This window comes from Planotetraspora sp. GP83, assembly GCF_041262585.1.
GTDB lineage: Bacteria > Actinomycetota > Actinomycetes > Streptosporangiales > Streptosporangiaceae > JAOEGB01.
Window position 1 is genome coordinate 131,772 of sequence record NZ_JBGCBZ010000015.1, and the last position, 25,593, is coordinate 157,364.

A 25,593-nucleotide genomic window follows, 5' to 3' on the forward strand; every position below is an offset into this window, starting at 1 on the left:
GTGAGTAGCGACATGCCGCTCGATATGGCGCCAAATCGGCACGGAACAGATGAAGCGCTGGACGAGCTCCTCCGCACTGCCGCCGAAGTGTGCGCGCACACGCCGGGAGCGCATCAGGGAGACGGCGAGGACGTGCTCGCCTTCCTCCGGCAGTACTACAATCACGTGGCGCCCGAGGACCTGGCCGAGCGCAACCCCGTTGACGTGTTCGGGCCGGCCCTCGCCCACCGTCATCTGGCCGAGCACCGGCCGCAGGGCCGCGCCGTGGTCCGGGTCTTCACCCCCACGCTGGACGAGTACGGCTGGGACCCCGGCCACTCGGTCGTCCAGATCGTCACCGACGACATGCCGTTCCTGCTCGACACGGTGACCACCGAGCTGGACCGGCACGAGCTCGGCACCCACCTCATCGTCCACCCGCAGATGTGGGTCCGCCGGGACATGACCGGCGCGCTCCTCGGCCGCGGCAAGGACGACATGACCGGCCAGACGCTCCACGAGTCGTGGATGCACATCGAGATCGACCGGCAGTCCGACTCCGCCGTGCTCAAGCAACTGGAGAGCGATCTCCAGCGGGTGCTCCTCGACGCCCGGTGCGCCGTCGAGGACTTCGCGAAGATGCGGGCGCTCGCGGTACAGACCTCGGAGGACCTGGCGGTCAACCCGCCGCCGCTGGACCCGGCGGGCGTCGAGGACAGCCTGGAGCTGCTGCGCTGGCTCGCCGACGGCCACTTCACCTTCCTCGGCTACCGCGAGTACCGCCTGGAGCAGACCGAGGAGGGCGAGAGCCTGCGGGCGCTGCCGGGCACCGGGCTCGGCATCCTCCGGGCCGACAAGGCCGGATCGGACAGCTTCGCCGCCATGCCGCCCGAGATGCGCGCCAAGGCCCGCGAGAAGCAGGTCCTGATCGTCACCAAGGCCAACAGCCGGGCTACCGTCTACCGGCCGCAGTATCTCGACTACGTCGGCGTGAGGGTGTTCTCCCCGGAGGGGGAGGTGGTCGGCGAGCGCCGGTTCCTCGGGCTGTTCACCCACGTGGCGTACAACGAGTCGGTCTCCCGGATCCCCGTGCTGCGGCGCAAGCTCGCCGAGGTCCTCGACCGGGCCGGCCTGTCGCCCGACAGCCACGACGGTAAGGACCTCATCGAGATCCTCGAGACCTACCCGCGCGCCGAGCTGTTCCAGATCTCGGTGGACGAGCTGCTGCCGATCGCGCTCGGCGTGCTCCGGCTCCGCGAGCGCAAGCAGGTCAAGGTCTTCCTCCGCCGTGACGACTACGGCCGCTACATCTCCTGCCTGATCTACCTGCCGCGTGACCGCTACACCACCAAGGTCCGGCTGCAGATGCAGGAGATCCTCCTCAAGGCCCTCGGCGGCAGGTCGCTCGACTACAGCGCCATGATCGGCGAGTCGGCGCTGGCCCGGCTGCACGTCGTGATCCGCGGCGAGCGCGGCAAGCCTCTGGGCGACGTGCCGGTCGACGTCGAGGAGCTGGAGGCGCGCCTCGCCGCCACCACGCGCTCCTGGGAGGACGACCTCGCCGTCGCGATCAACGAGCTCTCCTCCGAGGAGGAGGCCCCCACGCTGGTCCGCCGCTACAGCACGGCCTTCCCCGAGGGCTACAAGGCCGACTTCCCGCCGCGTACGGCCGTCGCCGACGTGAGGCGGCTGGAGCAGCTCGCCGAGGACCCCGAGAAGCAGGCCGCGATCGGGATGAACCTCTACGAGCCGTACGGCGCGGCCGAGGGCGAGCGGCGCTTCAAGCTCTACCGCCTGGGAGCGCCCATCTCGTTGTCCCGGGTGCTGCCGCTGCTCCAGCGGATGGGCGTCGAGGTGGTCGACGAGCGCCCGTACGAGCTGGCCCGGGGTCACGACGCGGGCGTCCGGGACGCCTGGATCTACGACTTCGGCCTGCGCTACACGCCGTCGGACGAGATGGACCGCGACGACTTCAAGCGGCTGTTCCAGGACGCCTTCGCGGCGCTGTGGCGCGGCGAGGTCGAGAACGACGGCTTCAACGCGCTCGTGCTGGCCGGGGGCCTGACCTGGGAGCAGGCCGAGATCCTGCGCGCCTACGCCAAGTATCTCCGGCAGGCCGGGACCACCTTCAGCCAGTCGTACATCGAGCGGGTGCTGCTCGGCAACGTCCGGCTGGCCCGGCTGCTGGTCAGGCTCTTCGAGGCCCGCCTCGACCCCCGGCGGGCGGACGGGGGCAGGTCCGAGGTCTGCGACGCGCTCACCGAGGAGATCCTCGCGTCGCTGGACGAGGTCGCCTCGCTCGACGAGGACCGCATCCTCCGGGCCTACCTGGAGATGATCCAGGCGACCCTGCGGACGAACGTCTTCCAGACCGCCGATGGCGAGGGACGTGACGCCGGAGCCGGGGGCAGCCACTTCGTCACCGGCAGGCGCAAGCCGTACATCGCATTGAAGTTCGACCCGCAGGCGATCAGCGTGCTGCCGCTGCCCCGGCCGAAGTACGAGATCTTCATCTACTCGCCGAGGGTCGAGGGCGTGCACCTGCGCTTCGGCAAGGTCGCGCGGGGCGGCCTGCGCTGGTCGGACCGCATGGAGGACTTCCGCACGGAGATCCTCGGCCTGGTCAAGGCGCAGATGGTGAAAAACACTGTCATCGTGCCCACGGGCTCCAAGGGCGGATTTGTCGTGAAGCGTCCGCCGGTTCTGTCGGGTGGCGGCGGTGGGCGCGACGAGATGCTGGCCGAGGGCATCGCCTGCTATCGCCAGTTCATCTCGGGGCTGCTCGATCTGACCGACAACCTGGTCGCCGGCGAGGTCGTCCCCCCGCCCGACGTCGTGCGGCACGACGGCGACGACACCTACCTGGTGGTGGCGGCCGACAAGGGCACGGCCACGTTCTCCGACATCGCCAACGCGGTGGCCAAGGACTACGGCTTCTGGCTCGGCGACGCCTTCGCCTCCGGCGGCTCGGTGGGATACGACCACAAGGCCATGGGCATCACCGCCAAGGGCGCCTGGGAGTCGGTCAAGTACCACTTCCGTACGGCCGGCGTCGATGTCCAGACGACCGACTTCACCGTCGCGGGCATCGGCGACATGTCGGGCGACGTGTTCGGGAACGGCATGCTGCTGTCCGAGCACATCAAGCTGGTGGCGGCCTTCGACCACCGGCACATCTTCATCGACCCGGCGCCCGACCCCGCCCGGAGCTTCGCCGAGCGTCAGCGGCTGTTCGCGCTTCCACGGAGCTCGTGGGCCGACTACGACAAGAAGCTCATCTCGTCCGGCGGCGGCGTCTGGCCGCGGACCGCCAAGTCGATCCCCGTGTCCCCGCAGATCAGGGCCGCGCTCGCGCTGCCCGACGGCGTCACCGCGCTCGCCCCCAACGACCTGATCAGCGCCATCCTCAAGGCCCCCGTGGACCTGTTGTGGAACGGCGGCATCGGCACCTACGTCAAGGCGACCTCGGAGAGTCACGCCGACGTCGGGGACAAGGCCAACGACGGCCTCCGCATCAACGCGGGCGACCTGCGCTGCAAGGTGGTCGGCGAGGGCGGCAACCTCGGCTTCACCCAACTCGCCCGGATCGAGTTCGCGCTGAACGGCGGGCTGATCAACACCGACTTCATCGACAACTCTGCCGGAGTGGACACCTCCGACCACGAGGTCAACATCAAGATCCTGCTCGACCAGGTCGTCCGCGACGGCGACATGACCGACAAGCAGCGCAACCAGCTCTTCCTCGACATGACCGACGAGGTCGGCGAGCTGGTCCTTGAGGACAACTACGCGCAGAACGTCGTTCTTGCCGCGTCCCGCGCCCAGGCCCCCGAGATGCTGCACATCCACTCGCGGTACCTGCGGCGCCTGGAGCGGGAGGGCCTGGTCAACCGGGAGCTGGAGTTTCTCCCTTCCGACAAGGTGCTCGCGGAGCGCCGCCAGGCCGGGCTCGGCCTCACGGCTCCGGAGTTCGCGGTGCTGCTCGCCTACACCAAGCTCGTGGTGGACGCCGAGCTGCTCGAGTCGGACATCCCCGACGATCCGTGCCTCGCGTCCTGGCTGGTGTCGTACTTCCCGTCGGCCCTGCGCGAGCGTTTCCGGACTTATATGGACTCGCACCCGCTGCGCCGGGAGATCATCACGACCTGCGTGGTGAACGACGTGGTCAACGCGGGCGGGACCAGCTTCGTCTTCCGCTTCGGCGAGGAGTCCGGCGCCTCGACACCCGACATCGTGCGCGCCTACCTGGTGGCCCGGGAGGTCTTCGACCTGGCGACCTTCCGCCACCAAGTGGAGGCGCTGGACAACAAGGTCGACACCGCGACCCAGCTCGCCATGCTCTTCGAGAGCCGCAAGCTGTCGGAGCGCGGCACCCGGTGGCTGCTCGGCAACCGGAGGCCGCCGCTCGACCTCGCGTCCACGGCCAGGTTCTTCATCGAGGGCTCCGACGGTCTGCTCACCCACCTTCCGAAGCTCCTCACCGGCCCGGACCTGCTGGCCTACGAGGAGCGGCGGGACTCCTTCGTCGCCCGTGGCGTGCCCGAGGACCTGGCGGAGCGGGTGGCCTCGATGGTCCCGGCCTACTCCACCTTCGACCTGGTGGAGATCTCCTCCGTCACCGGCAGGCCGGTGGACGAGGTGGCCGAGGTCTACTTCGACCTGGCCGACCGGCTCCAGTTCGCCCGGCTGAGGGAGCGGATCATCGCCCTGCCGCGCGACAACCGGTGGAACTCGATGGCCCGGGCCGCGCTCCGCGACGACCTCTACGCGGCGCACGCCACGCTGACCCGGGACGTGCTGATCCACAGCGAGCCGGGCCTGTCCCCCGAGGAGCGGCTGGCCCGCTGGACCGCGGCCAACCAGGCCGCCGTCACGCGATCGCGGCAGACGCTCTCGGAGATCTGGGAGAGCGACACCTTCGACCTCGCCACCCTGTCCGTGGCGCTGCGGGCCGTACGGACCCTCGTCGCCACGAGCAACCTGCCCCACACCGACGCATAGGTCGGTGCATGATCACGGCCAGGGTTCGCGCACGTGAGCACCGCCGCCCGGGAACCTGTGCATGATCACCCCCAACACCCTTGATGGTGATCATGCAGGGATTCCTGGCCGGCCGTAATGCAGGAGCCGAGCGGAGTCAGCGGGTGGTGGCCTTGGTCGTGAAGCCGGCGTAGCCGATCACCTGCGCGGGCGCGGTGGACGTCTTGGGCGGCACCGCGCCCACGTACTGCTGGGTCTCCTGGATCCGCCGTTCGTTGCAGATCTTCGAGACCTTCAGGAGCCACCTGGCCTGAGGCGGGATCACGACCGGGCGGCACTTGGCGTACATCAAGATCGGCGTCCACGTGGATGTGCGGATCAGCGTGTAGTAGACGAGCGCGCCGCCGTCTTCGGTGCGCAGGGCGAAGACCGGGTTGTCGGCCGCGGCCGCGAAGATCGACTCGTATTCCATGCCGTCGTCGCGCTGGGCCTTGACCTTGGCCGCGGTGATGTCGGCGAAGTAGCCGGTGGTCTGCGGTCCGGGGGCGATCAGGCCGGAGGCGAAGCCCTGCGTTCCCTCTTCGGCGGTCGTCGCGTGCAGCGGGCCCATCAGATTGGGGCTGACGGCGACCGTCTGGTCACGGGACTCCAGGGCGGTCGCGTAGCCCGCGGAGTCGATCGCGGCCGCCGGCGGTTTCTCCCCAGGGTAGAGCAGGGACTCGAAGCTGATCTGCCACGGAGACTTCCCGTCCGGCCGGAGGAAGGCGAGCATGGCGGTGCGGATCTCGCCCGAGGCGCTCCGCCGCTCGACGGTCGCGGCGAACCACTGGGCGGCCTTCCCGGGGACCTGACGTGGCACCAGGAGTGTCCGGTGGCCCCAGGTGTAGCGGGGGAGCACGCCCCCGCGCGAGGAGCGCAGCCGGGCGATGGTCATCGGGCGCTGGCCGTCGCGGGTGAGGGCGAGCGCCCACTTGTCGGCTCCGGCCGCCCGCACCACGTCGTCTGTGGCGAGGAAGGTGTCGAGAGCCCGGCCCGCCTCCGCGAGCGTCACGGCGTTGGCCGCGGTCGATGTGGGGCTCGGGCTGGGGGCGGGAGCGCTGGAGACGGCCGCCGCGGGGGTCGGCGTCGTGCGCGGCTTCGCGGGCTGCGACGGCGCGGCGCCGGAGCAGGCGACAGCCGTACTGGCGAGGAGCGCGAAGGCGAGCGCACTCCGGACGACCCCGATCAACGCCCCTCCTCCTACACAGGTCCACATGCTAGCCGAGGTGCGATACCTAACAGGGTCCGCTGTTCGCGTACCCTTTACAGACGTGGCAGTCATCGATCCAGCCGAAGAGATCAACGAGCTTACCGGCACGCTGAAGAGCATTCAGGACGTGCTCGACCTCGACGCCCTGCGCAAGCAGATCGCGGACTTGGGAGAGCAGGCTGCCGCGCCCGACCTGTGGAACGACCCGGAGCAGGCCCAGAAGGTGACGAGCAAGCTCTCCCACCTGCAGGGCGAGCTCAACCGGGTCGAGGCGCTGGCCAGCCGTCTGGACGACCTGCCGATCCTGTTCGAGCTGGCGGCCGAGGAGGGGGATGAGGACGCGCTCGCCGAGGCCGGCAAGGAGCTCACCTCCCTCAAGGCCGACATCGGCGCGCTGGAGGTCCGCACGCTGCTGTCGGGGGAGTACGACTCCCGCGAGGCGCTCATCACGATCAACTCCCAGGCCGGCGGCGTCGACGCGGCCGACTGGGCGCAGATGCTGCTCCGCATGTACCTGCGGTGGGCCGAGCGCAAGGGCTATCCGTCCGAGGTCTACGACACCTCCTACGCGGAAGAGGCCGGCATCAAGTCGGCCACCTTCACGATCAAGGCGCCCTACGCGTACGGCACGCTGAGAGGTGAGCACGGCACCCACCGGCTGGTCCGGATCAGCCCGTTCGACAACCAGGGCCGCCGCCAGACCTCGTTCGCGGGCGTGGACGTGGTGCCGGTCGTCGAGCAGACCGACCACATCGACATCAACGAGGACGACCTGCGCATCGACGTCTACCGGTCGTCGGGCCCGGGCGGCCAGGGCGTGAACACCACCGACTCGGCCGTGCGGATCACGCACATCCCGACCGGCATCGTGGTCTCCTGCCAGAACGAGCGGTCCCAGCTCCAGAACCGGGCCTCCGCGATGACCGTCCTGTCGGCCAAGCTGCTGGAGCGCAAGCGGCAGGAGGAGGCCGCCGCGATGAACGAACTGCGCGGCGAGTCGACGACATCGTGGGGCACGCAGATCCGCAACTACGTGCTGCACCCCTACCAGATCGTCAAGGACCTGCGCTCCGGCGTCGAGGCGGGCAACCCGACCGCGGTGCTCGACGGCGACATCGACGAGTTCATCGAGGGCGAGATCCGCTGGATGCGCCGCCAGGAGACCCGGTAGTCGCCCTAGTAACCGCCGGCGTGCTTGAGGGCCACCAGGGCGACCACGAGCAGTACGGCGAGGGTGATGACCAGGGGCGACAGGCCCATGAATCCGTGGTGGTGAACCTTGGCGCGGCCCTCCCGGCAGACGGGGCAGCGGCCCTCCACCACGGGGCCCGCGCACGCCGCGCAGATCAGATGTTCGCAGCTCATAGCACCTTTACCGTCTCACTACTCAAGGCCTAATCGTTTTGTTTCCGTTATGGACGTTCCATGCCAGTGTTACCCCTAGACTGAGCTACGGCCAACCGGAACGTCGATCCACTGCAAAGTGACCGTCGCCCCCCGAGCTGGATGTCCCAACCCCTAGACTGGCTTGCCGTGATGCGCCCGTGATCCATTTCGATAATGTCACCAAGGTCTACACGAACCAAAACCGGCCTGCCCTCGACCACGTGAGCGTGGATGTCGACAAGGGCGAGTTCGTCTTCCTGGTCGGTCCTTCGGGCTCGGGGAAGTCCACCTTCCTCCGGCTCGTCCTGAAGGAGGAGCGGCCCAACTCCGGCGCCATCCATGTCGCCGGCAAGGACCTCGCGCGGCTGTCCAACTTCAAGGTGCCCCACCTGCGCCGCCGCATCGGCTGCGTCTTCCAGGACTTCCGGCTGCTTCCGAACAAGAACGTCTACGAGAACGTTGCGTTCGCGCTCGAGGTCATCGGAAAGCCGCGCAGGTTCATCCGCAAGGTCGTTCCCGAGGTGATCGAGCTGGTCGGCCTGGAGGGCAAGGCGCATCGCATGCCCGACGAGCTGTCCGGAGGCGAGCAGCAGCGCGTCGCCATGGCGCGCGCCTTCGTCAACCGGCCGATGATCCTCCTGGCCGACGAGCCCACCGGAAACATCGACCCCGCGACGAGCATCGGCATCATGAAGGTGCTCGACCGCATCAACAGGACCGGCACCACCGTCCTCATGGCAACGCACGACGCCGCAATCGTCGACTCCATGCGCAAGCGCGTTGTGGAGCTGGAGGACGGCAAGATCGTCCGCGACCAGTCGCGCGGCGTGTACGGCCAGGCGTATTAGGAGTATCTGGGACCATGCGGGCCAACTTCATCTTCTCCGAGGTCTGGATCGGCCTCCGGCGTAACCTCACGATGACCATCGCCGTCATCGTGACCGTGGCCGTCGGCATGGCGCTGCTCGGCATCGGGCTGATGATCAACTCTCAGGTCTCGTCCATGACGGGCTACTGGACCGACAAGGTCGAGCTGTCGGTGTTCCTGTGCAAGAAGGACGACGTCTTCGCGCCCTGCAAGAACAAGCCCCCGCTCAACGACGAGCAGAAGGGCGCGCTCAAGCAGACGATCCAGGCCATGCCCCAGGTCGAGCGGGTCGACTTCGAGGACCAGAACCAGGCGTACAACAACTTCAAGTCTCAGCAGGGCAACAGCATCCTGCTGTCGGTGATCTCGCCCGACGAGATGCCCGAGTCGTTCCGGGTGAAGCTCAGGGACCCGGACAACGCCGCCGCCGTCGCGGACCAGCTGAAGGGCAAGGCCGGGGTCTCCAACATCGTTAACCAGCGCGACATCCTGGACTCGTACTTCGGCTTCCTGGGCAAGCTGCGGAACATGGCCCTCGGCGTCGCGATCCTGATGGTGTTCGCGGCCACTCTGCTGATCGGCAACACGGTCCGGCTGTCCGCCTACAACCGGCGCCGGGAGACCGGCATCATGCGGCTGGTCGGGGCCTCGAACATCTACATCCAGCTGCCCTTCGTGATGGAGGGTGTGATCGCCGGCCTGATCGGCGGCGTGTTCGCGGCCGTCCTGCTGATCGTCACCAAGATCCTCCTCTTCGAGGGCATCCAGACGTACATGGCCGTCCCCCTGGGATGGAACACCGTCGCGGGCGTGATCACGTTCACGATGGCCGTGGGCGTGGTGATCTGTGTCCTCGCGTCGTTCATCACGCTCCGCCGCTACCTGCGTGTGTGACCGGTCGATGGCCGCATCTGCTCCACGCGCGATCGTGCGTCGTTTTCCGTCGCCACGCCAGTCCTCGCGCCAACGGTAGGCTCCCTGTATGCCACGTGAGACCGGGCGCAAGCTGATCGCCCAGAACAAGCGTGCCCGGCACGACTTCTTCATCGAGGACACCTACGAGGCCGGGCTCGTGCTGACCGGTACGGAGGTCAAGTCCCTCCGCGCGGGGAAGGCCAATCTCACCGACGGCTACGCCACCGTGCTGGACGGCGAGGCCTGGCTGATCAACGTGTACATCCCGGAGTACAGCCAGGGCACCTGGACCAACCACGCCGCGCGGCGCACGCGCAAGCTGCTGCTCCACCGTAAGGAGATCGGCAAGATCGAGGCCACGCTCAAGGAGCGCGGCCTGACGCTGATCCCGCTGTCGATCTACTTCAAGGACGGCAAGGCCAAGATCGAGGTCGGCGTCGGCCGAGGCAAGAAGGACTACGACAAGCGGCAGACGCTGATGGAGAAGCAGGCCAACCGCGAGATGGCGCGTGCCATGTCCACCGCGGTCCGCCGCCGGGGGGGCCGCTAGGCCGTGTCCGTCCACGCGAGAGCCGTACGGGCCGCGCTGGCGGTGGCCCTGGTGGCACCGATGCTGACGGGCTGCTTCGAGGAGCCGTCGCCGCACGAGGCCGTCCGCGACTTCCTGGTCGGCTGGCAGACGGGCGACTACTCGAACGCCGCCAAACGGGCCGACGGCGACCCGGCGACCGTGCGGAAGGCGCTGGAGTCCGTCGGGCTGCAACTCGACGCGGCGTCGATCCGGTTCTCGCTGAAGGGCATCCAGCGCGACGACGAGACCGCGCGGGCGGAGTATCACGCCCAGGTCGACCTCGGCGAGAACAACCCGCTGTGGGAGTACGACGGCGCGCTGCCGCTGCACATCGTCGACGGCCGGTGGAAGGTCCAGTGGTCGCCGGGCGTGATCCATCCCGACCTTCATCCCGGGCAGCGTTTCGCGGTGGCGACCGTCCCCGTTGGGCGCCAGCCCGTCCTCGACCGCGACGGCAACCCGCTCCAGGACGAGACGGTCCTCTACGTGGCCGGCGTCGTCCCGGCGAAGATCAAGGACCCGGGCCGGCTCTGCGACGAGCTCTCGAAGGTCACCGGCTTCGCCCAGGACCGCCTGCTGAGCCGGATCCTCTCCTCGCCGCCGCAGACCTTCGTCCCGCTGGCGACGTTCGGCCGGACGAAGTACGCCGCTCTGAAGGACAAGCTGGCCGTCATCAAGGGGCTCGGCATCCAGACCGACAACCCGCCGGTCGCGCCGAAGTCTCCCGCCCAGATCGTGGGGCGCGTCACGGCGATCACTCCCGAGGTGGAGCAGCAGCTCGGCGGGCCGCAGCGGGCCGGAGACACGGTCGGCAGGGACGGCCTGCAGAAGGCCTACCAGGACCAGCTCACCGGCTCGACGGAGACCCGCGTCGTCATCCTCGACGCCGCGACGGGGCAGCAGGTCAAGGAGCTCAAGGCCTGGCCGGGCCGGACGAACACCGCCGTCCGCACCACCATCGACTCACGCGCCCAGAGCGCCGGCGACGCCGCGGTGGGGGGCTCCCGGCCCGCCGCGCTCGTCGCCGTCAAGGCCGCCACCGGCGAGGTGCTCGCGGTCTCCACCAACGAGCTCCACCAGGAGAAGGACGCCCTCGCCGGCAGGTACGCTGCGGGCACGACCTTCTCGATCCTCGCGGCCGACGCCCTGCTCCAGGGCGGTCTGGACCCGGCCCAGAAGATCCCCTGCAGCGCCGACCGCACGGTGGGCGGCGCCCGGTTCCAGCAGCCGGGGGTCCTCGGAAGCGTGACGCCGAGCTTCGAGGCCGACTTCGCGCAGGGCTGCGTGACCGCCCTCGCCTCGCTCGCCAGGCGGACGAACCGGCAGGCGCTCCTGGACAGCGCGGCCCAGTTCGGCATCGGCGGCGACTGGGGGCTTCCGCTCAAGACGTTCAGCGGATCCCTCCCCCCGGGGGACGGCGACGCCGCCGTCGCGAAGATGATCGCCGGACAGAGCGTCCGGGTCAGCCCCCTCTCCATGGCCCTCGTCGCCGCCGCCGTCGAGTCCGGCACATGGCGGCCGCCCGTGCTCGTCACCTCGCCGGCGTCGCCGGACCCCTCCGCCGACGTCGCGCCGCCCATCCCGCCGCACCCGGTGACGCTCGACGCCCCTACGATCACCAAGCTGCGCGCGCTGATGCGCGCGGGAGTGGTGTCCGGTTCGGCTCGCGCCGCCGAGGTCTCCGGAAGCCCGGTGTACGGCGTGGCCGCCGAGGTGACCCAGGTCGACAAGAAGCAGCGCAAGAGCCTGTCGTGGTTCGTGGGCTGGCAGGGCGACGTGGCGGTGGCCGTGCTGGCCGAGAGCGCCGACGCGGCGAGCGCCGCCGAGATCGCCGGGGCGTACTTCCGGAACGCCGGCGCACAGGCCTGAAATTTCCGCTGAGCCGAGCAACCATCGGGGGCCTCGGCGGCGTCTTTCTAAGTGACTGAGCACCGCTTGGGGGGTTGCGGGTTCAGTCACCGTGATGAGACCAGGGCTCCATCTCGGGGGGAGCCCTGCCGTCCGGACCGGCTCGACCCTGCCGGTCGGCCCCCGGGGCGCGTGCGTCATGCCGCGTTCCCGGGGGCTTCGCCGTCCCGCGGGCAGGAATTCGGTTCGCGCCGCCGGTGTTCTGAGATATATGGTTGCGCTACCCGGCTCCTCGGAGCGGGGTTGACAACTCAACAGGGGGTGACCGGTTTCGACTTCGGCATTGCATGCCAGGGGAAGCGGGCCGAGGACTGCGGACATAACCTCGTTAACACTGTGACCGCAAACCAATAAGTGCCAATAACACGCGCACTGAGGTCAGCCAGGGCAACCTGGCTCTCGCCGCCTAAGCAGCGAGTAACCTCTGTCAGCCCGGGACCGCCTCCGGCCCGGATCTGACATCGCTAGGAGGCTCAACCGACCGACCCGGTCACGGGGTCGAGCGGGAAACCAAACAGTGACTGAGCCCGTCGGCGACTCGCCTGTGAGATCGCCGGGGCTGAGAAAATCGCAACAGGCTGCGCCCGGAGAAGCCCTGACATGGTGTTGAAGGACGCGGGTTCGATTCCCGCCACCTCCACCCGAAGCGCTCACTCGAGTACGGCTCTGCTAGAGCGGTGCTCGAGTGGCGCAGAGGTGTTCGCAGCGGCGGTGCCCGAAGAGGCGCCGCCGCTTTCGCGTGTTCCGGCCCCCGTGGACCGCTGGCAGCGACGTGACTACTAGATCTAGTGCCGGTCAGCTAACCGTCGCCGTGATCATGCAGGGCTTCCCGGAAAGCTCGGGGACCTGAGGGTTCCCGGGTCGTGATCACACTTGATCGGGGGGTGAGGCCTGACTGCTCTCTGCCAGAGCCAGCAGCCTCGTTACCGTGTTCCAGTTGCGCGTCGTGGCCGGCACGTTCGACCGCTTCTCCAGCAGAGGTGGCAGCTTCGGGCGCCGGAGGCCGTCGGGGAAGTGCATGTAGATCTCCCGCCTTCCGATACGCATCTCCTCGGGCGCGTAGGTGGCCGGATCGATGCCCTCCAGCATCTCCCTGTCGGGCGCCTTGGCCAGGAACACCACCGCGAACTTGGCCGGATCCCGCACCTTCAACGGGTTCTCCTCGACCACCGCGCGCAGCTCCTCGGCCGTCACAACGATGACGGCAACCGCCAAGCCCAGCTTGTCGGCGATTCGCCGCTCGATGGCCGCGGCGATCCGCTCGGGCGGCTCCTCGTCCGAGGTGAACACAGCGTTCCCGCTCCGCAGATGTGTCCGCACGGCGGTGTGCCCGAGCTCTTCCAGGAGCGCGCGAAGATCGGCCATAGCGACCTGGGTGCCGGGATTGACATTGATACCCCGCAACAGCGCCACACATCGCATCCGGCTGCCTCCTTCGTGAGGGATCCGTCAGCGACGCTACCGCCCTTACCTGCCGACCGGTGTCAGGTATCCGTCTGCCGCCACAACGCTTGCGCCACCGTGGGGACCTTCGGGTCCGCCGCACGGAAACGCCCTGCTCCCGGAGGAGCAGGGCGTGTCTCATGCATTGGTTGGACGCCCCGTGGCGATTAGGGCAGGCGCAGCCAGCCGGGCAGGTCCGGAAGCGGGCCCGAGGGTCGCGGCCATGCTTCCCGCTGAGCGCTGACGTCGGCGAGAGGTACGGCCGGGCAGCGCGTGCCGCGCGCGGGCAAGGTCAGCGACACCAGATAGCGGTCGATGGCGCCCCGGGTGCATTCGCCGTGGCCGTAGATCCCGTGACCCCAGCCCTCGTAGGTGAGCAGCACACCTTCACGGCCGATCTGCCGGGCCGCGTCCACCGCCCAGCTGTACGCGGTGGCCGGGTCGTGAACCGAGTTGCCGAGCAGCAGCGGCGCACTGCCGTGGACCCGCAGGGCGTGCTGCGGGTTGGGAATCCGCGTCTGGCCGAGGCAGAAGGGGGTCAGCCCGAAAGCCAGCGGACTGAAGCGCATGTCCGGTGCGACCCTCGCCGCCAGGCGCAGGTGGGCGGCGTACTCGCGGTAGTCGCGGATCGGCAGCCGATAGTCCTCGCAGAAGACCTGCGACGGGAACTCGGCCACGTCCTCCGTCGCCGCGTTCCGCCGCGTTGTCATGGCGGACAGCTCCGCCGGCACCGGGGCGCCGGTGTCCAGAGCGTTCAGCAGGTTCGCCAGGTCCGCCCAGGACGGTTCGTAGAACTTGCGGAAGGCGGTGCCGATGAGATCCAAGGCGGTCAGCGGAACGCTCGGGTCGTCCGGAGACGGCAGCTCGCCACGTTCGGCCCGGGCGAGCAGGCCCGCCCACACCTTCCGCACGTCCTTCCCGTGCAGCGCGCAGCTCTCGTCGCGGTCGCACCACGCCACGAACTCGTCGAATGAGTCCTGCACGGTGGCGGCCTCGGTGGCGAGGAACGCCGTGGTCCCCAGGCTGTGATCCATGTTGCTGTCGAGGGCCAGGGCGCGGACTCTGCGGGGGAACTGCTCGGCGTACTGCTGCCCGATCAGCGTGCCGTACGAGATGCCGTAGTAGGACAGTTTGTCCTCGCCGAGGGCGGCGCGGATGGCGTCGAGGTCACGCACGACGCTCAGCGTGTCCACGTGGTCGTACAGCGGGCCGGTGCGGGATCGGCAGTCGTCGCGCAGCCGCTGGTCGTAGGTCAGCCACCCGTCGAACTCCGACTGGCTCTTCATGATCGGATTGGGCGCCTGGCTGAGCACGTCGATCGAGCACACGACCGGATGGCTGCGTGCCACGCCGCGCGGGTCGAAACCGACGAGGTCGAACCGGCGGGTGATCTCCTCGCTGAAGTAGTGGTTGCCGAGGAAGGCGAAGAGCACGCCGGATCCGCCGGGACCGCCGGGGTTGATGAGCAGGGAGCCGATCCGGGCCGCCGGGTCCGTGGCCTTGCGCCGGGCCAGAGCCAGGTCGACGGTGGGGCCGCCGGGACGGGCCCAGTCGATGGGCACCGCCAGCGTGCCGCATTCGACGGCCGGGTCCTCGGGACACGCGGCCCAGGCGATGGCCGCCCCGGCAGTGGTGGTGGTCGTCTTGCTCGTGGTCGTCTTGCTGCTGGTGGCGTTCGCGGGTGTGAGGGAGAGCAGGGAGGCGATCATCGCCAGGGCGCACGCGAGCAGGGAGGTTCTTCGCACACGATCTCCAATCGTCGGGTCCCCCGGGCCGAGCACCCGTGCGCGGCGATGTACGGCGGATTGCCTCCGGCGATGGTGCCCGGGCCGACCTGCGTGCGGCGGGTGCGACGGCTCCTGTCCGGTACAGGTGGGACAGCGTGCAGGGCTCGGCGCCGCGAGCCGCCTTGATTGTCTGATCACGGACAGGGTGCCGCCCATCCGGAGAAAGGACGAAACTTCCGCCTACTGTCATTCGCAAGGAGTAGGCCTCAGGCTCAGGGAGACGCCATTCAGAGCCCTCGGCCGGCCACTGGCTAGAGTCGCTGGAGTGATGTGCTCGGGGCTCGGGAAGGACGCGGATCGCTGTGGGGGATCGGAGCGCGGGGGAGTCCGGTGGGGAGTGGCGGGGCCCTCGGGTGGTCGTACGGCGCGGCCTACCGACTGAGCCGGCCGTACGGGGCTCGGCGTCGCTGTTCATGACCGAGGCCGGGCGCCAGGGCCTCCGGGTCGGCCGCCGCATGCTGTACGTCGGCCCGGAGCCGGCCTCCGATCACGTCGCCCAGGCTCTCCAGGTGCCACCGGGCGTGGAGGTCCTGGCGCGGCGCAAGGTAATGCTGGCCGACGACGTTCCCGTCCGGATCGCGACGAGCTACTTCCGGCTCGATCTCTTCGGCGGCACCCCGCTCTGCGCGCCGGACTTCGTGAAGCCGAGCCTGCAGGCGGGGATCGAGGCACTGGGGCACCGCTTCGGCCGTGCCGAGGAGCACCTGATCGCCCGGCCGCCAACCGAGGCCGAGGCCGCCACATTGCAGCTCGGCCCCGGCGAGTGGGTCGTCCAGATCCTGCGCGTCGGCTACGCCACCGATGACACGCCGATCCACACGCTGGAGACCATCTGCGCCGCCTCCCGCCACATCTTCCCCATCGCCCAGGTGACGGGCTCCGACGAGTTCTAGCCTGGCGGAGCCTCCGGCCGACGACGACAACGCGGCGAGGCGCCATCTGGGCCGCACGCAGCAGGGCATGATTTGTCAGACACGACTTAGGGCTGGGTGACGTAGGCGTCGATCTCGGCGAGCAGGGCGGACTTGCCCTCGACGCTCATGAAGGAGGCCCGAACGGCCGACCTCGCGAGGTCGGCGACACCGTCCCGGTCGAGGCCGAGAAGCTCGGCGGCCACCGCGTACTCCTGGTTGAGGGTCGTCCCGAACATCGGCGGGTCGTCCGAGTTGATCGTGACGGGGACCCCGGCCTTGACCAGCTCGGGCAGGGGATGGGCGGCCAGGCTCGGGATGGCGCCCGTACGGATGTTGGAGGTGGGGCAGACCTCCAGCGTGATGCCGTGCTCGGCGAGGTGTTCGAGCAGGGCGGGGTCCTCCACGCTGTGGACGCCGTGGCCGATGCGCTCGGCCCCCAGCTCGCGGATGGCCTCCCACACCGTCTCCGCGCCCGTGGTCTCTCCGGCGTGCGGTACGGAATGCAGCCCGGCGGCCCGGGCGGCGGCGAAGTGGGGGGCGAACTGCGCCCTCGGCACGCCGGCCTCCGGCCCACCGAGGCCGAAGCTGACCAGTCCGTCCGGCCGCTGGTCGAGGGCCAGCGACAGGGTCGGCTCGGCGGCCGCGACGCCGAACTCGCCGGGGATGTCGAAGCACCAGCGCAGCGTCGTGCCGAAGTCGGCCTCGACCCGGCGGCGGGCGTCCTCGATCACCTCGCAGAACTGGGCGGGCGCGAATCCCTTCTCCAGGTGGAGATAGGGCGTGATGGTCAGCTCGGCGTACCGGACCCGCTGGCCGGCCAGGTCGCGGCCGACCCCGTGAATCAGGGCCCAGAGGTCCTCCGGGTCCCTGATCAGGTCCATCACGGCCACGTAGACCTCGATGAAATGGGCGAAGTCGCGGAAGACGAAGAAGGAGGCCAGTTGGGACGGGTCGGCGGGCACCGGCGTGCTGCCCTCGTGGCGGGCGGCCAGCTCGGCCACGATCTGGGGAGACGCCGCGCCGACGTGGTGGACGTGCAGCTCCGCCTTGGGCAGTCCGGCGATGAATTCCGTGAGGTCAGGGTCGATCACGCGACGACCGTAACAAGGACCTGCCGCCCGGTTCCAACTGAAATGGCCGTTTCTCACAGCACTTTGTCAGGTTCGCCCCGGCAGGGGCCCGGCTATTCCGTCGGTGGCAGCTCGTTGAGGGTCACCGTGACGGTGGAGGTCTGGGCGTCCGGGTGCAGGACCCGGACCTGCGTCTTGTCGCCCGGCCTCAGCGTCGCCAGCACCTGGGAGAGCGCGTTCGCGGTGGGGGTCGGGACGCCTCCGACGCTGACGATCACGTCGCCGGGCTTGATGCCCGCCTGCTGCGCGCCGCTTCCCGGCGTCACCGCGCCGACCACGGCGCCGATCGGGTTGCCGTCCGCGTCCACGGCCGTGCCGACGCGGACGCCCAGCGCCGCCCGGCGGCTGTTGACCACCCTGCCGAACTTGATGATCTGACCCGCGACGTCGGTGGCCGTGTCGCTCGGGATGGCGAAGCCGATGCCGGGGGCCGCGCCCAGCTCGGGATCGACGGCTGCGAGGGTCGGGATGCCGATGACCTTGCCGGAAAGGTCCACGAGCGCGCCGCCGCTGTTGCCCGGGTTGATCGGGGCAGAGGTCTGGATGGCGTTGGTGATGGTGGCTCCCGGCGTGCCGGTGGGCCCCTGCCCGGAGACCGTGCGGCCGAGGGCGGACACGATGCCCTGCGTCACGCTTCCCGAGAAGCCGAGCGGGTTGCCCATGGCGAGTACGATCTGCCCGACCTGGAGCTGGGCGGATCGCCCGAACGTCGCGGGGGTCAGCCCGCTGGGGTCGTCGACCTTGATCATCGCCAGGTCGCCGGCCGGGAAGGCGTTGACGAGCGTGGCCCTCCGCGGCTTGCCGCCGGTCGCGAGGGTGACCTGGAATTCCCGCGCCTTACCCACCACATGGGCATTTGTCACGATGTGGCCAGCGGTGTCGTAGACGACGCCGGAGCCCAGGCCCGTGGTCGTCGTGATCTGGACGATGGCCGGCAGCACCCTCTTGATGACCCGTTCGAACGACGACTCGAGCGCGACCGCCTCAGGGGCTCCCGAGACGGAGGGGGAGGCCGTCGCCGTCCGCGCCGCCGGGGTGCCGCCTCTGAGGCTCCCGGCCATGCCGCCGCACGACGTGACTGCGACGAGAGCGAGCGCGGCCGCCATGCGGGTGACAGCCCGTGAGAATCCCATACTCCCCTGTCTACCCAGGTGAGGGCGGGGATCCAAGCACCGTGACCTCGGCCGGTCGGCGGGGCGTCGGGACGCGGAGCGGCAAAGCGCCGCCGAAGCGTGACTGGGAGCGACCTCGACCATCGTCGTTTCTGACGTAATCTGCGGACATGACGGAGGGCGGTGGAAACCCGGCCGGGCACGACCGGCCACGGCAGCCTTTCATCCGTTCCTACGACGCGCCGACGACGCCCATGCCACGGGTGCGTCCCGAAGATCTCCGGACGTCGCCGCCGGTCACGCCGCCGCCCGGAGCGGCGCCCGCTCCCGCGCGAGGGGCCGGCCGCCGCGCCGGGGACCTTCCGCTCCGCCTGTTCTACACGGTCGTCGCGGCCGTCGGGGCGATCATCGCGGTGGCCCTGGTCTTCCTGGTCTTCTCGGGAGACAAGCCGGGGCACGTCGCGCCGGTCCACCAGGCACAGGCCGGGGCGACCGGACCGGCGAGCCCCACTCCGAGCGTCTCGCCGACCCCGGCGCCCGTGGCGCTGCCCAAGGTCCCGGCCTCGTACAAGTACCTGCCGGTCTATCCCGGTCAGGGCACGTCCGTGGTGTCGTACGTCCTCGACAAGAAGGCCGGGATCAGCTATCCCAAGTTCGGCAAGCCGTGGAAGACGGCCGATCCGGCGCCGTTCGCCCTCGCCCAGCGGGCCGGTCCGGCGCGGCTGCCGCAGGCGCTGATCGGCTCGGGTCCGCTCCCGGGGGCCGCGCCGGGCACCCTCAGCACCTACCGCGACTATCGCAAGCTGGCCGCCAAGGCGGCCAGGTGGACGCTCCGCCATCAGCCGCCCGGCGGCAAGCTCACCTGGACGGCGTCCCAGCCGGTACGGCGGGGCATGGGCTGGCTGCTCGGCTACAAGGTCAGCTATGTCTCGGGTGGGGTCAAGCACTCGTCCCAGGCCATCGTGGCGGTCGTCGGCACGGGGAGGACGAGGCCCGCGATGCTGTTCGCCACCGTGCCGGACGACCGCAAGGAGCTTCTCCACGATCTGAACATGCTGTTCTGGACCGCCCGCCCGATTTCCGCGTGATCATGCACAAGTTCCCGGGGTGTCCCTCCGACCTGCGCGGCGGCCGTACGTGATCATGCACTCCTTCATCCGCACCTATGGTGAGCTGCGGACGTACGTTCGTGATCATGCAGGCGTGTTGCGGGTGCATGATCACGAACGGCATTCGCGCAGCTAGGGTGCGGTCTCCGGGAACCCGTGCATGATCATCTGCGATGAAGGCGCAGGATGGTGGCAGTCCAGGGAAGCTGTGCATGATCACGCGGGGGGGCTGGGTAGTGCGAGAACGTCCTTCTAGAATATGGTTCTACCAGGTTTCTAGCGGTGGAGGAGCACATGGCGATCGGGCTGAGCGAGGAGCACGAGGCGCTCCGCGAGTCGGTGACCAGGTGGGCCGAGCGCAACATCTCCGTTGACGCGGTGCGGCGCGCCGTCGGCCGTCCCGGAGAGCCGGGGACCGAGGAGCGCCCGGCGTTCTGGGCCGGGCTCGCCGGCCAGGGCCTGCTCGGACTGCACATCCCCGAGGAGCACGGCGGCTCGGGATGCGGCCTGCTGGAGACGGCCGTCGCGATCGAGGCCCTGTCCGAGCGCGTGGCGCCCGGCCCGTTCGTGCCGACCGTCTTCGCGAGCGCCGCCATCCTGGCCTCCAGCGGAAAGGCGCACGCCGAGCTGCTGCCCGGCCTCGCCGACGGATCGCTGACCGGAGCCGTCGCGCTTACTGGCGCGGTCTCGGGGGCCCGCGAGGGAGGCGTGCTGACGATCAGCGGCGTCGCCGAGCCCGTTCTGGGCGCGGCCCTCGCCGACGTGCTCGTCCTCCCGGTAACGACCGACCTCGGCGAGGAGTGGGTGGCCATCGACGCCGCCCAGGCGACGATCACCCCCATCAGCCCGCTGGACCTGACCCGCGGCGTGGCCAAGGTCGAGGTGGAGGCGGTGGCCGTACCGGCGGAAAGGGTCCTCGACGGGCTGGCGGGACCCGGCATCCGCGACCTCGCGGCGATCATCCTGGGCGCCGACGCCGCCGGCGTCGCGGCGTGGTGCGTCACGGCCGCCGCCGACTACGCGAAGGTCCGGGTGCAGTTCGGCCGTCCGATCGGCCAGTTCCAGGGCATCAAGCACAAGATCTCACGGATGCTCGTCGCGCTGGAGCAGGCCAGGGCCACGGTCTGGGACGCCACCCGCGCCTCGGGGCAGGAGCGCGCCTACGCGGCCGCGATCGCCGGCGTCATGGCTCCGGACGCGGCCGTGCAGTGCGCGAAGGACGCGATCCAGACCTTCGGCGGGATCGGCTACACCTTCGAGCACGACGCGCATCTCTACTACCGGCGGGCGCTGACGCTCCGGGCGCTGCTCGGGTCGTCGGCGGAGTGGGCCGAGACCGTCGCCTCGCTGGCGCTGACCGGCGTCACCCGTGAGATGGAGATCGACCTGCCGGAGGAGTCCGAGCCCCTTCGGGCCGCCATCCGCGCGGAGCTGGCCGAGATCGCCGCGCTCGAAGGCAAGCCGCAGAAGGAGGCGCTGGCCAAGGCCGGCTTCGTCATGCCGCACCTGCCCAAGCCGTGGGGCCGCGACGCCACGCCCCTGGAGCAGGTGCTGATCCACCAGGAGATCAGGGCCGCCAAGATCAAGCTGCCTCAGATGATCATCGGTGCCTGGGTGGTGCCGTCCATCGTCTCGTACGGCACGCCGGAGCAGCAGGAGCGGTTCCTGCTGCCCACGCTGAGCGGCGAGATGGTGTGGTGCCAGCTCTTCTCCGAGCCCGGCGCGGGCTCCGACCTGGCCTCGCTGCAGATGAAGGCCGAGAAGGTCGAGGGCGGCTGGAAGCTCAACGGCCAGAAGATCTGGACCTCCGTCGCCCACGTCGCCGAGTGGGGCATCTGCATCGCCCGCTCGGACAGCTCCAAGCCCAAGCACGACGGCATCACGTACTTCCTCGTGGACATGAAGGCGCCGGGCGTCACCGTGCGGCCGCTGACCGAGATGACCGGCGAGAACCTGTTCAACGAGGTCTTCCTCGACGACGTGTTCGTGCCGGACGACCTCGTGGTGGGCGAGGTCGACCAGGGCTGGAAGGTCGCCCGCAACACGCTGTCCAACGAGCGGGTGTCGCTGTCGTCCGGCTCGGGCGGTACGGGGTCCTCGGTGCCCGACCTCCTCGGCCTGGCCGGGAGGCTCGGTCGTGAACTGACGGCGGCCGAGCGGCTGGAGCTCGCCAGCGTGGTCTGCGAGGGCCACTCCATCAACGCGCTGTCGTTGCGGGTGACGTTGAAGCAGCTCGCCGGCGCCGAGCCGGGCGCCGACGCGTCGGTGCGCAAGCTGCTGTCCACGTCGCACGCGCAGCACGTGTCCGAGGCGGCGGTCAATCTGGTCGGCCCGGCGGCCGTCACCGCGGCCGACTGGAAGCTCGGCGACGCCGGCTACTGGAACCGCGCCGTCCTCGCCACCCGCGCGATGACGATTTACGGCGGCACGACCGAGGTCCAGCTCAACATCATCGGCGAGCGCATGCTCGGCCTTCCCCGCGACCCCGAACCGGGCAAGTAGCCCAAGCGGCCTTCTCGATCACGCGGGCCCGTTGCGTGCGCACGTGAAGGGCCCGCGTGGGTCCGCGTGATCGTCAGGAGCGCGCCGTCATGACGCCTAGCCTGTACGGCATGCGGCCCCGTTTCCGGCTTGTACGGCATGCGCCTGCCTGGTTCACCAGGCTGGCGCCGGGGGCGCTCGGATTGGGACTGGGCGTGCTGGCGCTGGGGCCGGCCCTCGGGCCGGGGTTCACGCTCCGGTACGACATGGTGTTCGTGCCCGATCCGCCGTTGCGGCTCGATGTGGCCGGTTTCCCCCGGGCCGTGCCGAGCGACCAGGTGGTGGCGCTGCTGTCGGCCGCACTTCCGGCGGAGGTGGTGCAGAAGCTCATCCTGCTGGGCATCTTCGTGCTGGCCGCGTCGGGAGCGGCCGCGCTGGCGCCTTCGGGAAGGGCGGCCCCCCGGCTCGCCGCCGCCGCGTTCTACGCCTGGAACGCCTACCTGGCCCAACGCCTACTTCTCGGGCAGTGGGCGCTGCTGCTCGGCTTCGCCGGCCTGCCATGGGCCGTACGGGCGGCCTCGCGTGGCGGGGCCTGGCGGCTCGCGCCGGCGCTGCTCCCGGCCGCGGTCGGCGGCTTCCAGGCCATGCTCGTCTCCGCGCTCACCGTGCTCCCGGTGGCCGCGCTCCGCACGGGTGAAGGGCCGGTGGACGGATGGCGGGTGCCGGTCCGTCGCTCATGGGTGGTGTTCCGAGGGCGGGCCGTCCTGACGAGCGCCGCCGTCATCGTGGTGCTCAGCCTGCCGTGGCTCGTGCCCGCCCTCCACACGAGCGCCGTGACCGACCCGGCGGGGGTGGCGGCGTTCGCGCCCCGGGCGGACGGGCCGTTCGGGACGCTCGGCAGCCTGCTGTCACTCGGCGGCATCTGGAACTCCCACGCGGGCGTGCCCGGCCAGGATTCGTGGCCACTCGCGTCCGTGCGGCTCACACTCGCCGCCCTCGCGCTCGCCGGTTTCGTGCTGCTCGTCCACGGCACGCGCGTACGGCGAGTGGCAGGCGGACACGCGGGCGGGTCCAGCGGGCCTCTTGCACGGTCATCTGGCCAGGGAAATCGCTTTCCGCCGCCCGTGATTGCTCAGATGACCGTACAAGAACGTGGATCCGGGGGCGGAAGCGAAGGGGGCGGCGGTTATGCGCGGGGGCTGGCGGTCGCGGCGGGAGCGGGGCTGCTCATCGCGTGTGCGGGGGCCTTCGTCCCCGGCGTTCCGCAGGCACTGATCGGCTGGTGGCCGGGCTTCGGGCCGTTCCGGGACGGCCAGCTGTACCTGGCTCCGCTCGCCCTGGCCGAGGCGGTCGGCTTCGCCGTCGTGGTGTCCGCGCTCGGCCGTCTGGGGCCGCCCGCGACAGCCGTACCGGTGCTGGCCGCGACAGCCGTGCCGGTGCTGGTCCTGCCGACCTTCGCGCTTGGCACCTTCGGAAGGCTGGGATCCGCGGACTATCCGGACGAGTGGCGCCGGGTGCAGGCCATCGTCAACGAGGACCCGCATCCCGGCGCGCTGGTCTCGTTGCCGTGGAGTGCTTACCGCGCCTTCCCGTGGAACGGCGGCAGGGTGGTCCTCGACCCGGCGACGAAGCTGTTCGCGCGGCGGGTAATCTGGGACGACACGCTCGTGGTCGGCGTTCCCGGTGGGGGACGGATCCGCGTCGCGGCCGAGGATCCGCTCACCCGCCGGATCGCGGCCCTGATCGGCGGCGCCCCCGGCACGGGCGGAGCCGAGGCCGGTGGGACTGGGCCTGAGGGGGCGAGGTCCTTGACGGGGGACCTGGCTCGGGAGGGCGTGCGGTACGTCCTCCTGGAAGGTTCTAACGAGAACCAGTTTCTGTTCAGGCTGCGTGGAGCCACCCTTGTATGGCGGGGTGAGGGCCTGCTGCTCCTGAGGATCTGACCTGGTCCAGGGGTTGATACCGCACCATACCGGAGGGTAACTTTTTTTATCACGGTTTGACCAACGCTATGGTGTATGAGCTGGATCACGTTCTAGTCTCGGCACACTGCGCGTTCGGAACATGAGGGGAGAAGCACTGTGTTGAAGGTGCTCGCTGCTCTGGCGGTCGGGGCCGTGCTTGCCGGCGTCGCCTCGGTGGCCGTCGTCAACGTGGCTTCGCCCACCCCGGAGCCGCCTAACAAGCCGCTCTACAACTACGGCGACAGGTGACCCGCCGGTCCTGATCTCCATTTCGTAAGGCGCGAGCCGTACCGGGTCCCTGACGGGCTCAGGCGGGACGGCATAACCAGCTCGTGAGTACGGGGTGTGGCTTCGCCATGCCTTCATGCGTCCGTGCCCGGATTCGCCCGCGCCGGTGTCCGCCGCGGCGCCGTGATCCGCCGCCGTGACGCGCCAGCCAAAGGAGTGGCCGTGGTCGCACAGAGTGCGAAGGCAAACCTGTCGGGGCGCACCTCTTTCACGAACAGCGACGGCTTCCCCCAAGGCGACGGCTTCCCCCAAGGCGACGGCTTCCCCCAAGGCGACGGCGAGCGCGACAGGCCGCGCCTCGCCGAAGGGCCGGCGGCGCCCGAGACGGCGTTCACGCCCGCTCTCCGTGACGTGCGCGTGGCCGTGCTGAACTTCCGCGAGCCGTGCCAGTCGGTCGCCGGAGGCGCGGAGGAGTACGCCTGGCAGGTCTCGTCGTACCTCATCGGCCAGGGCGCGCACGTCCATTTCGTGACGAGCCGGGAGCCCGGGCAGCCGCGTGCCGAGCTCCGCGACGGCATCGAGCTGCGCAGGATGGGCAACCGCTATCTCGTCTACTTGCTCGTCCCGCTGTGGCTGCTGCTGCGGCGCGGGCGGTTCGACGTGGTGATCGACTGCATGAACGGCATCCCGTTCTTCGCGCCGGTCGTGGTCTCGCGCCGCACCCGGGTCATCTCCCTGGTCCACCACGTCCATGACCGGCAGTTCTACGCGTTCTTCCCCCGCTGGCTCGCGAGGATCGGGTGCTTCATCGAGGGGCCGGTGTCCCGGCTCGTCTACCGGCGGTGCACCACGGTCACGGTGTCGGAGTCGTCCCGGATCGAGCTGCGCGAGCGGCTGCGGTGGCCGGCCCCGATCGAGGTCGTGCCGAACGGCAGCCCGATGGTCCGGCCGGTCGCCAGGGACGCCGTGCCGGGCGACCCGGCCGTGGTCTACCTGGGCCGGCTGGTTGGGCACAAGCGCGTCGAGCGGGTGGCCGACCTGGCCGCCGACCTCGCGGAGAGCTGGCCGGACCTGCACGTCCACATCGTCGGCCGCGGTCCCGAGCTGGGCCCGCTGGCCGCCCGCGCGAGCGAGCCCGGCAGAGCCGGCCGGGTGCACCTGCACGGCTTCCTCCCCGAGGCCGAGAAGAACGCGGTGCTGAGCGGTGCCCGGCTCAACGTCACCGCGTCCGAGTTCGAGGGCTGGGGGCTGACCGTCATCGAGGCGGCCGCGCTCGGCGTGCCGACGGTCGCCTACGACGTCGCCGGACTCCGCGACTCCGTACGGCACGGCGTCACCGGATGGCTGGTCAGGGAGGGGGAGCGGCTGGCCGACGTGGTGGACCTCGCGCTGAAGGAGCTGAGCGATCCGCGCACCCGGGCCCGGATGGGCGCCGACTGCCGCATGTGGGCGCGCGAGTTCACCTGGGGCAAGACCGGCGCTAGCATTACCGGACTAATCACTACGGAACTGTGCAAATCAACTGCATGTGAATCGACACCTGTGCGACTCAACCCGTGACTCCTGAGC

The 25,593-nt window shown here is 69.9% G+C and carries 18 protein-coding genes and 1 other RNA gene; 13 read left to right on the plus strand and 6 right to left on the minus strand.

Features of this window, described 5'->3' with window-relative positions; translation table 11 throughout:
• The first annotated feature begins 12 nt into the window (after positions 1-12).
• Positions 13-4,980, plus strand: coding sequence for an NAD-glutamate dehydrogenase (locus ABH927_RS21645; protein WP_370024071.1), 4,968 nt, complete (start codon positions 13-15; stop codon positions 4,978-4,980).
• A gap of 136 nt (positions 4,981-5,116) precedes the next feature.
• Here the strand turns inward: ABH927_RS21645 and ABH927_RS21650 are convergent, their stop codons facing one another.
• Entirely contained in the window at positions 5,117-6,187 is a 1,071-nt protein-coding gene (locus tag ABH927_RS21650) for a hypothetical protein (RefSeq protein ID WP_370024072.1), read from the minus strand.
• An 82-nt stretch (positions 6,188-6,269) separates the two neighbouring features.
• Here ABH927_RS21650 and prfB point away from each other — a divergent pair, with 82 nt between their 5' ends.
• The gene (gene prfB, locus ABH927_RS21655) at positions 6,270-7,379 is read left to right on the plus strand and encodes a peptide chain release factor 2 (RefSeq protein WP_370024073.1); all 1,110 of its coding nucleotides are present in this window, start codon (positions 6,270-6,272) and stop codon (positions 7,377-7,379) included.
• Between the two features lie 5 nt (positions 7,380-7,384).
• Here prfB and ABH927_RS21660 read toward each other — a convergent pair whose 3' ends face one another.
• The gene (locus ABH927_RS21660; protein WP_261581432.1) at positions 7,385-7,573 is read right to left on the minus strand and encodes a hypothetical protein; all 189 of its coding nucleotides are present in this window, start codon (positions 7,571-7,573) and stop codon (positions 7,385-7,387) included.
• Positions 7,574-7,752: 179 nt separating this feature from the next.
• Between ABH927_RS21660 and ftsE the strand changes: the two genes are divergently transcribed.
• The 5 genes from ftsE (at position 7,753) to ssrA (ending at position 12,499) form a co-directional block, all read left to right on the plus strand.
• Positions 7,753-8,442 (plus strand): cell division ATP-binding protein FtsE, encoded by a 690-nt coding sequence (ftsE, locus tag ABH927_RS21665; RefSeq protein WP_370024074.1) that lies wholly within the window; start codon positions 7,753-7,755, stop codon positions 8,440-8,442.
• A gap of 14 nt (positions 8,443-8,456) precedes the next feature.
• Positions 8,457-9,356 (plus strand): permease-like cell division protein FtsX, encoded by a 900-nt coding sequence (ftsX, locus tag ABH927_RS21670; RefSeq protein WP_370024075.1) that lies wholly within the window; start codon positions 8,457-8,459, stop codon positions 9,354-9,356.
• An 88-nt stretch (positions 9,357-9,444) separates the two neighbouring features.
• Positions 9,445-9,927, plus strand: coding sequence for an SsrA-binding protein SmpB (smpB, locus tag ABH927_RS21675; RefSeq protein WP_370024076.1), 483 nt, complete (start codon positions 9,445-9,447; stop codon positions 9,925-9,927).
• A gap of 3 nt (positions 9,928-9,930) precedes the next feature.
• Entirely contained in the window at positions 9,931-11,817 is a 1,887-nt protein-coding gene (locus ABH927_RS21680) for a penicillin-binding transpeptidase domain-containing protein (RefSeq protein WP_370024077.1), read from the plus strand.
• Between the two features lie 296 nt (positions 11,818-12,113).
• Positions 12,114-12,499, plus strand: a transfer-messenger RNA (tmRNA) gene (ssrA, locus tag ABH927_RS21685).
• A 224-nt stretch (positions 12,500-12,723) separates the two neighbouring features.
• Here the strand turns inward: ssrA and ABH927_RS21690 are convergent.
• On the minus strand, positions 12,724-13,269 hold the full coding sequence (locus ABH927_RS21690) for a DUF1697 domain-containing protein (RefSeq protein WP_370024078.1): 546 nt from the start codon (positions 13,267-13,269) through the stop codon (positions 12,724-12,726).
• A 197-nt stretch (positions 13,270-13,466) separates the two neighbouring features.
• Positions 13,467-15,044, minus strand: coding sequence for an alpha/beta fold hydrolase (locus tag ABH927_RS21695; protein ID WP_370024079.1), 1,578 nt, complete (start codon positions 15,042-15,044; stop codon positions 13,467-13,469).
• A 344-nt stretch (positions 15,045-15,388) separates the two neighbouring features.
• Here ABH927_RS21695 and ABH927_RS21700 point away from each other — a divergent pair, with 344 nt between their 5' ends.
• Positions 15,389-15,979, plus strand: a complete 591-nt coding sequence (locus ABH927_RS21700; RefSeq protein WP_370024080.1) for a GntR family transcriptional regulator — start codon at positions 15,389-15,391, stop codon at positions 15,977-15,979.
• 86 nt (positions 15,980-16,065) lie between these two features.
• Here the strand turns inward: ABH927_RS21700 and ABH927_RS21705 are convergent, their stop codons facing one another.
• Together ABH927_RS21705 and ABH927_RS21710 are read right to left on the minus strand one after the other, a co-directional pair.
• Entirely contained in the window at positions 16,066-17,091 is a 1,026-nt protein-coding gene (locus tag ABH927_RS21705; RefSeq protein ID WP_370024081.1) for an adenosine deaminase, read from the minus strand.
• 92 nt (positions 17,092-17,183) lie between these two features.
• Positions 17,184-18,263 carry a S1C family serine protease gene (locus ABH927_RS21710; protein ID WP_370024082.1) on the minus strand — a complete coding sequence of 360 codons (1,080 nt, stop codon included), beginning with the start codon at positions 18,261-18,263 and terminating at the stop codon, positions 17,184-17,186.
• 149 nt (positions 18,264-18,412) lie between these two features.
• On the opposite strand from ABH927_RS21710, the gene ABH927_RS21715 reads away from it, so the two are divergent.
• The 5 genes from ABH927_RS21715 (at position 18,413) to ABH927_RS21735 (ending at position 25,584) form a co-directional block, all read left to right on the plus strand.
• Complete coding sequence (locus tag ABH927_RS21715) at positions 18,413-19,330, plus strand: hypothetical protein (RefSeq protein WP_370024083.1); 918 nt, start codon at positions 18,413-18,415, stop codon at positions 19,328-19,330.
• A 315-nt stretch (positions 19,331-19,645) separates the two neighbouring features.
• Positions 19,646-21,853 (plus strand): acyl-CoA dehydrogenase, encoded by a 2,208-nt coding sequence (locus ABH927_RS21720; protein ID WP_370024084.1) that lies wholly within the window; start codon positions 19,646-19,648, stop codon positions 21,851-21,853.
• An 89-nt stretch (positions 21,854-21,942) separates the two neighbouring features.
• Complete coding sequence (locus ABH927_RS21725; RefSeq protein ID WP_370024085.1) at positions 21,943-23,775, plus strand: hypothetical protein; 1,833 nt, start codon at positions 21,943-21,945, stop codon at positions 23,773-23,775.
• Between the two features lie 138 nt (positions 23,776-23,913).
• Positions 23,914-24,045 carry a hypothetical protein gene (locus tag ABH927_RS21730; protein ID WP_261581445.1) on the plus strand — a complete coding sequence of 44 codons (132 nt, stop codon included), beginning with the start codon at positions 23,914-23,916 and terminating at the stop codon, positions 24,043-24,045.
• Between the two features lie 201 nt (positions 24,046-24,246).
• Complete coding sequence (locus tag ABH927_RS21735; RefSeq protein ID WP_370024086.1) at positions 24,247-25,584, plus strand: glycosyltransferase family 4 protein; 1,338 nt, start codon at positions 24,247-24,249, stop codon at positions 25,582-25,584.
• Positions 25,585-25,593 lie beyond the last annotated feature (9 nt).

Coding starts and splice junctions, on each gene's coding strand:
- ABH927_RS21645 (WP_370024071.1), top strand. CDS start 13: ATGCCGCTCGATATGGCGCCAAATCGGCACGGAACAGATGAAGCGCTG.
- ABH927_RS21660 (WP_261581432.1), bottom strand. CDS start 7,573: ATGAGCTGCGAACATCTGATCTGCGCGGCGTGCGCGGGCCCCGTGGTG.
- ftsX (WP_370024075.1), top strand. CDS start 8,457: ATGCGGGCCAACTTCATCTTCTCCGAGGTCTGGATCGGCCTCCGGCGT.
- smpB (WP_370024076.1), top strand. CDS start 9,445: ATGCCACGTGAGACCGGGCGCAAGCTGATCGCCCAGAACAAGCGTGCC.
- ABH927_RS21710 (WP_370024082.1), bottom strand. CDS start 18,263: ATGGGATTCTCACGGGCTGTCACCCGCATGGCGGCCGCGCTCGCTCTC.
- ABH927_RS21715 (WP_370024083.1), top strand. CDS start 18,413: ATGACGGAGGGCGGTGGAAACCCGGCCGGGCACGACCGGCCACGGCAG.
- ABH927_RS21720 (WP_370024084.1), top strand. CDS start 19,646: ATGGCGATCGGGCTGAGCGAGGAGCACGAGGCGCTCCGCGAGTCGGTG.
- ABH927_RS21725 (WP_370024085.1), top strand. CDS start 21,943: ATGACGCCTAGCCTGTACGGCATGCGGCCCCGTTTCCGGCTTGTACGG.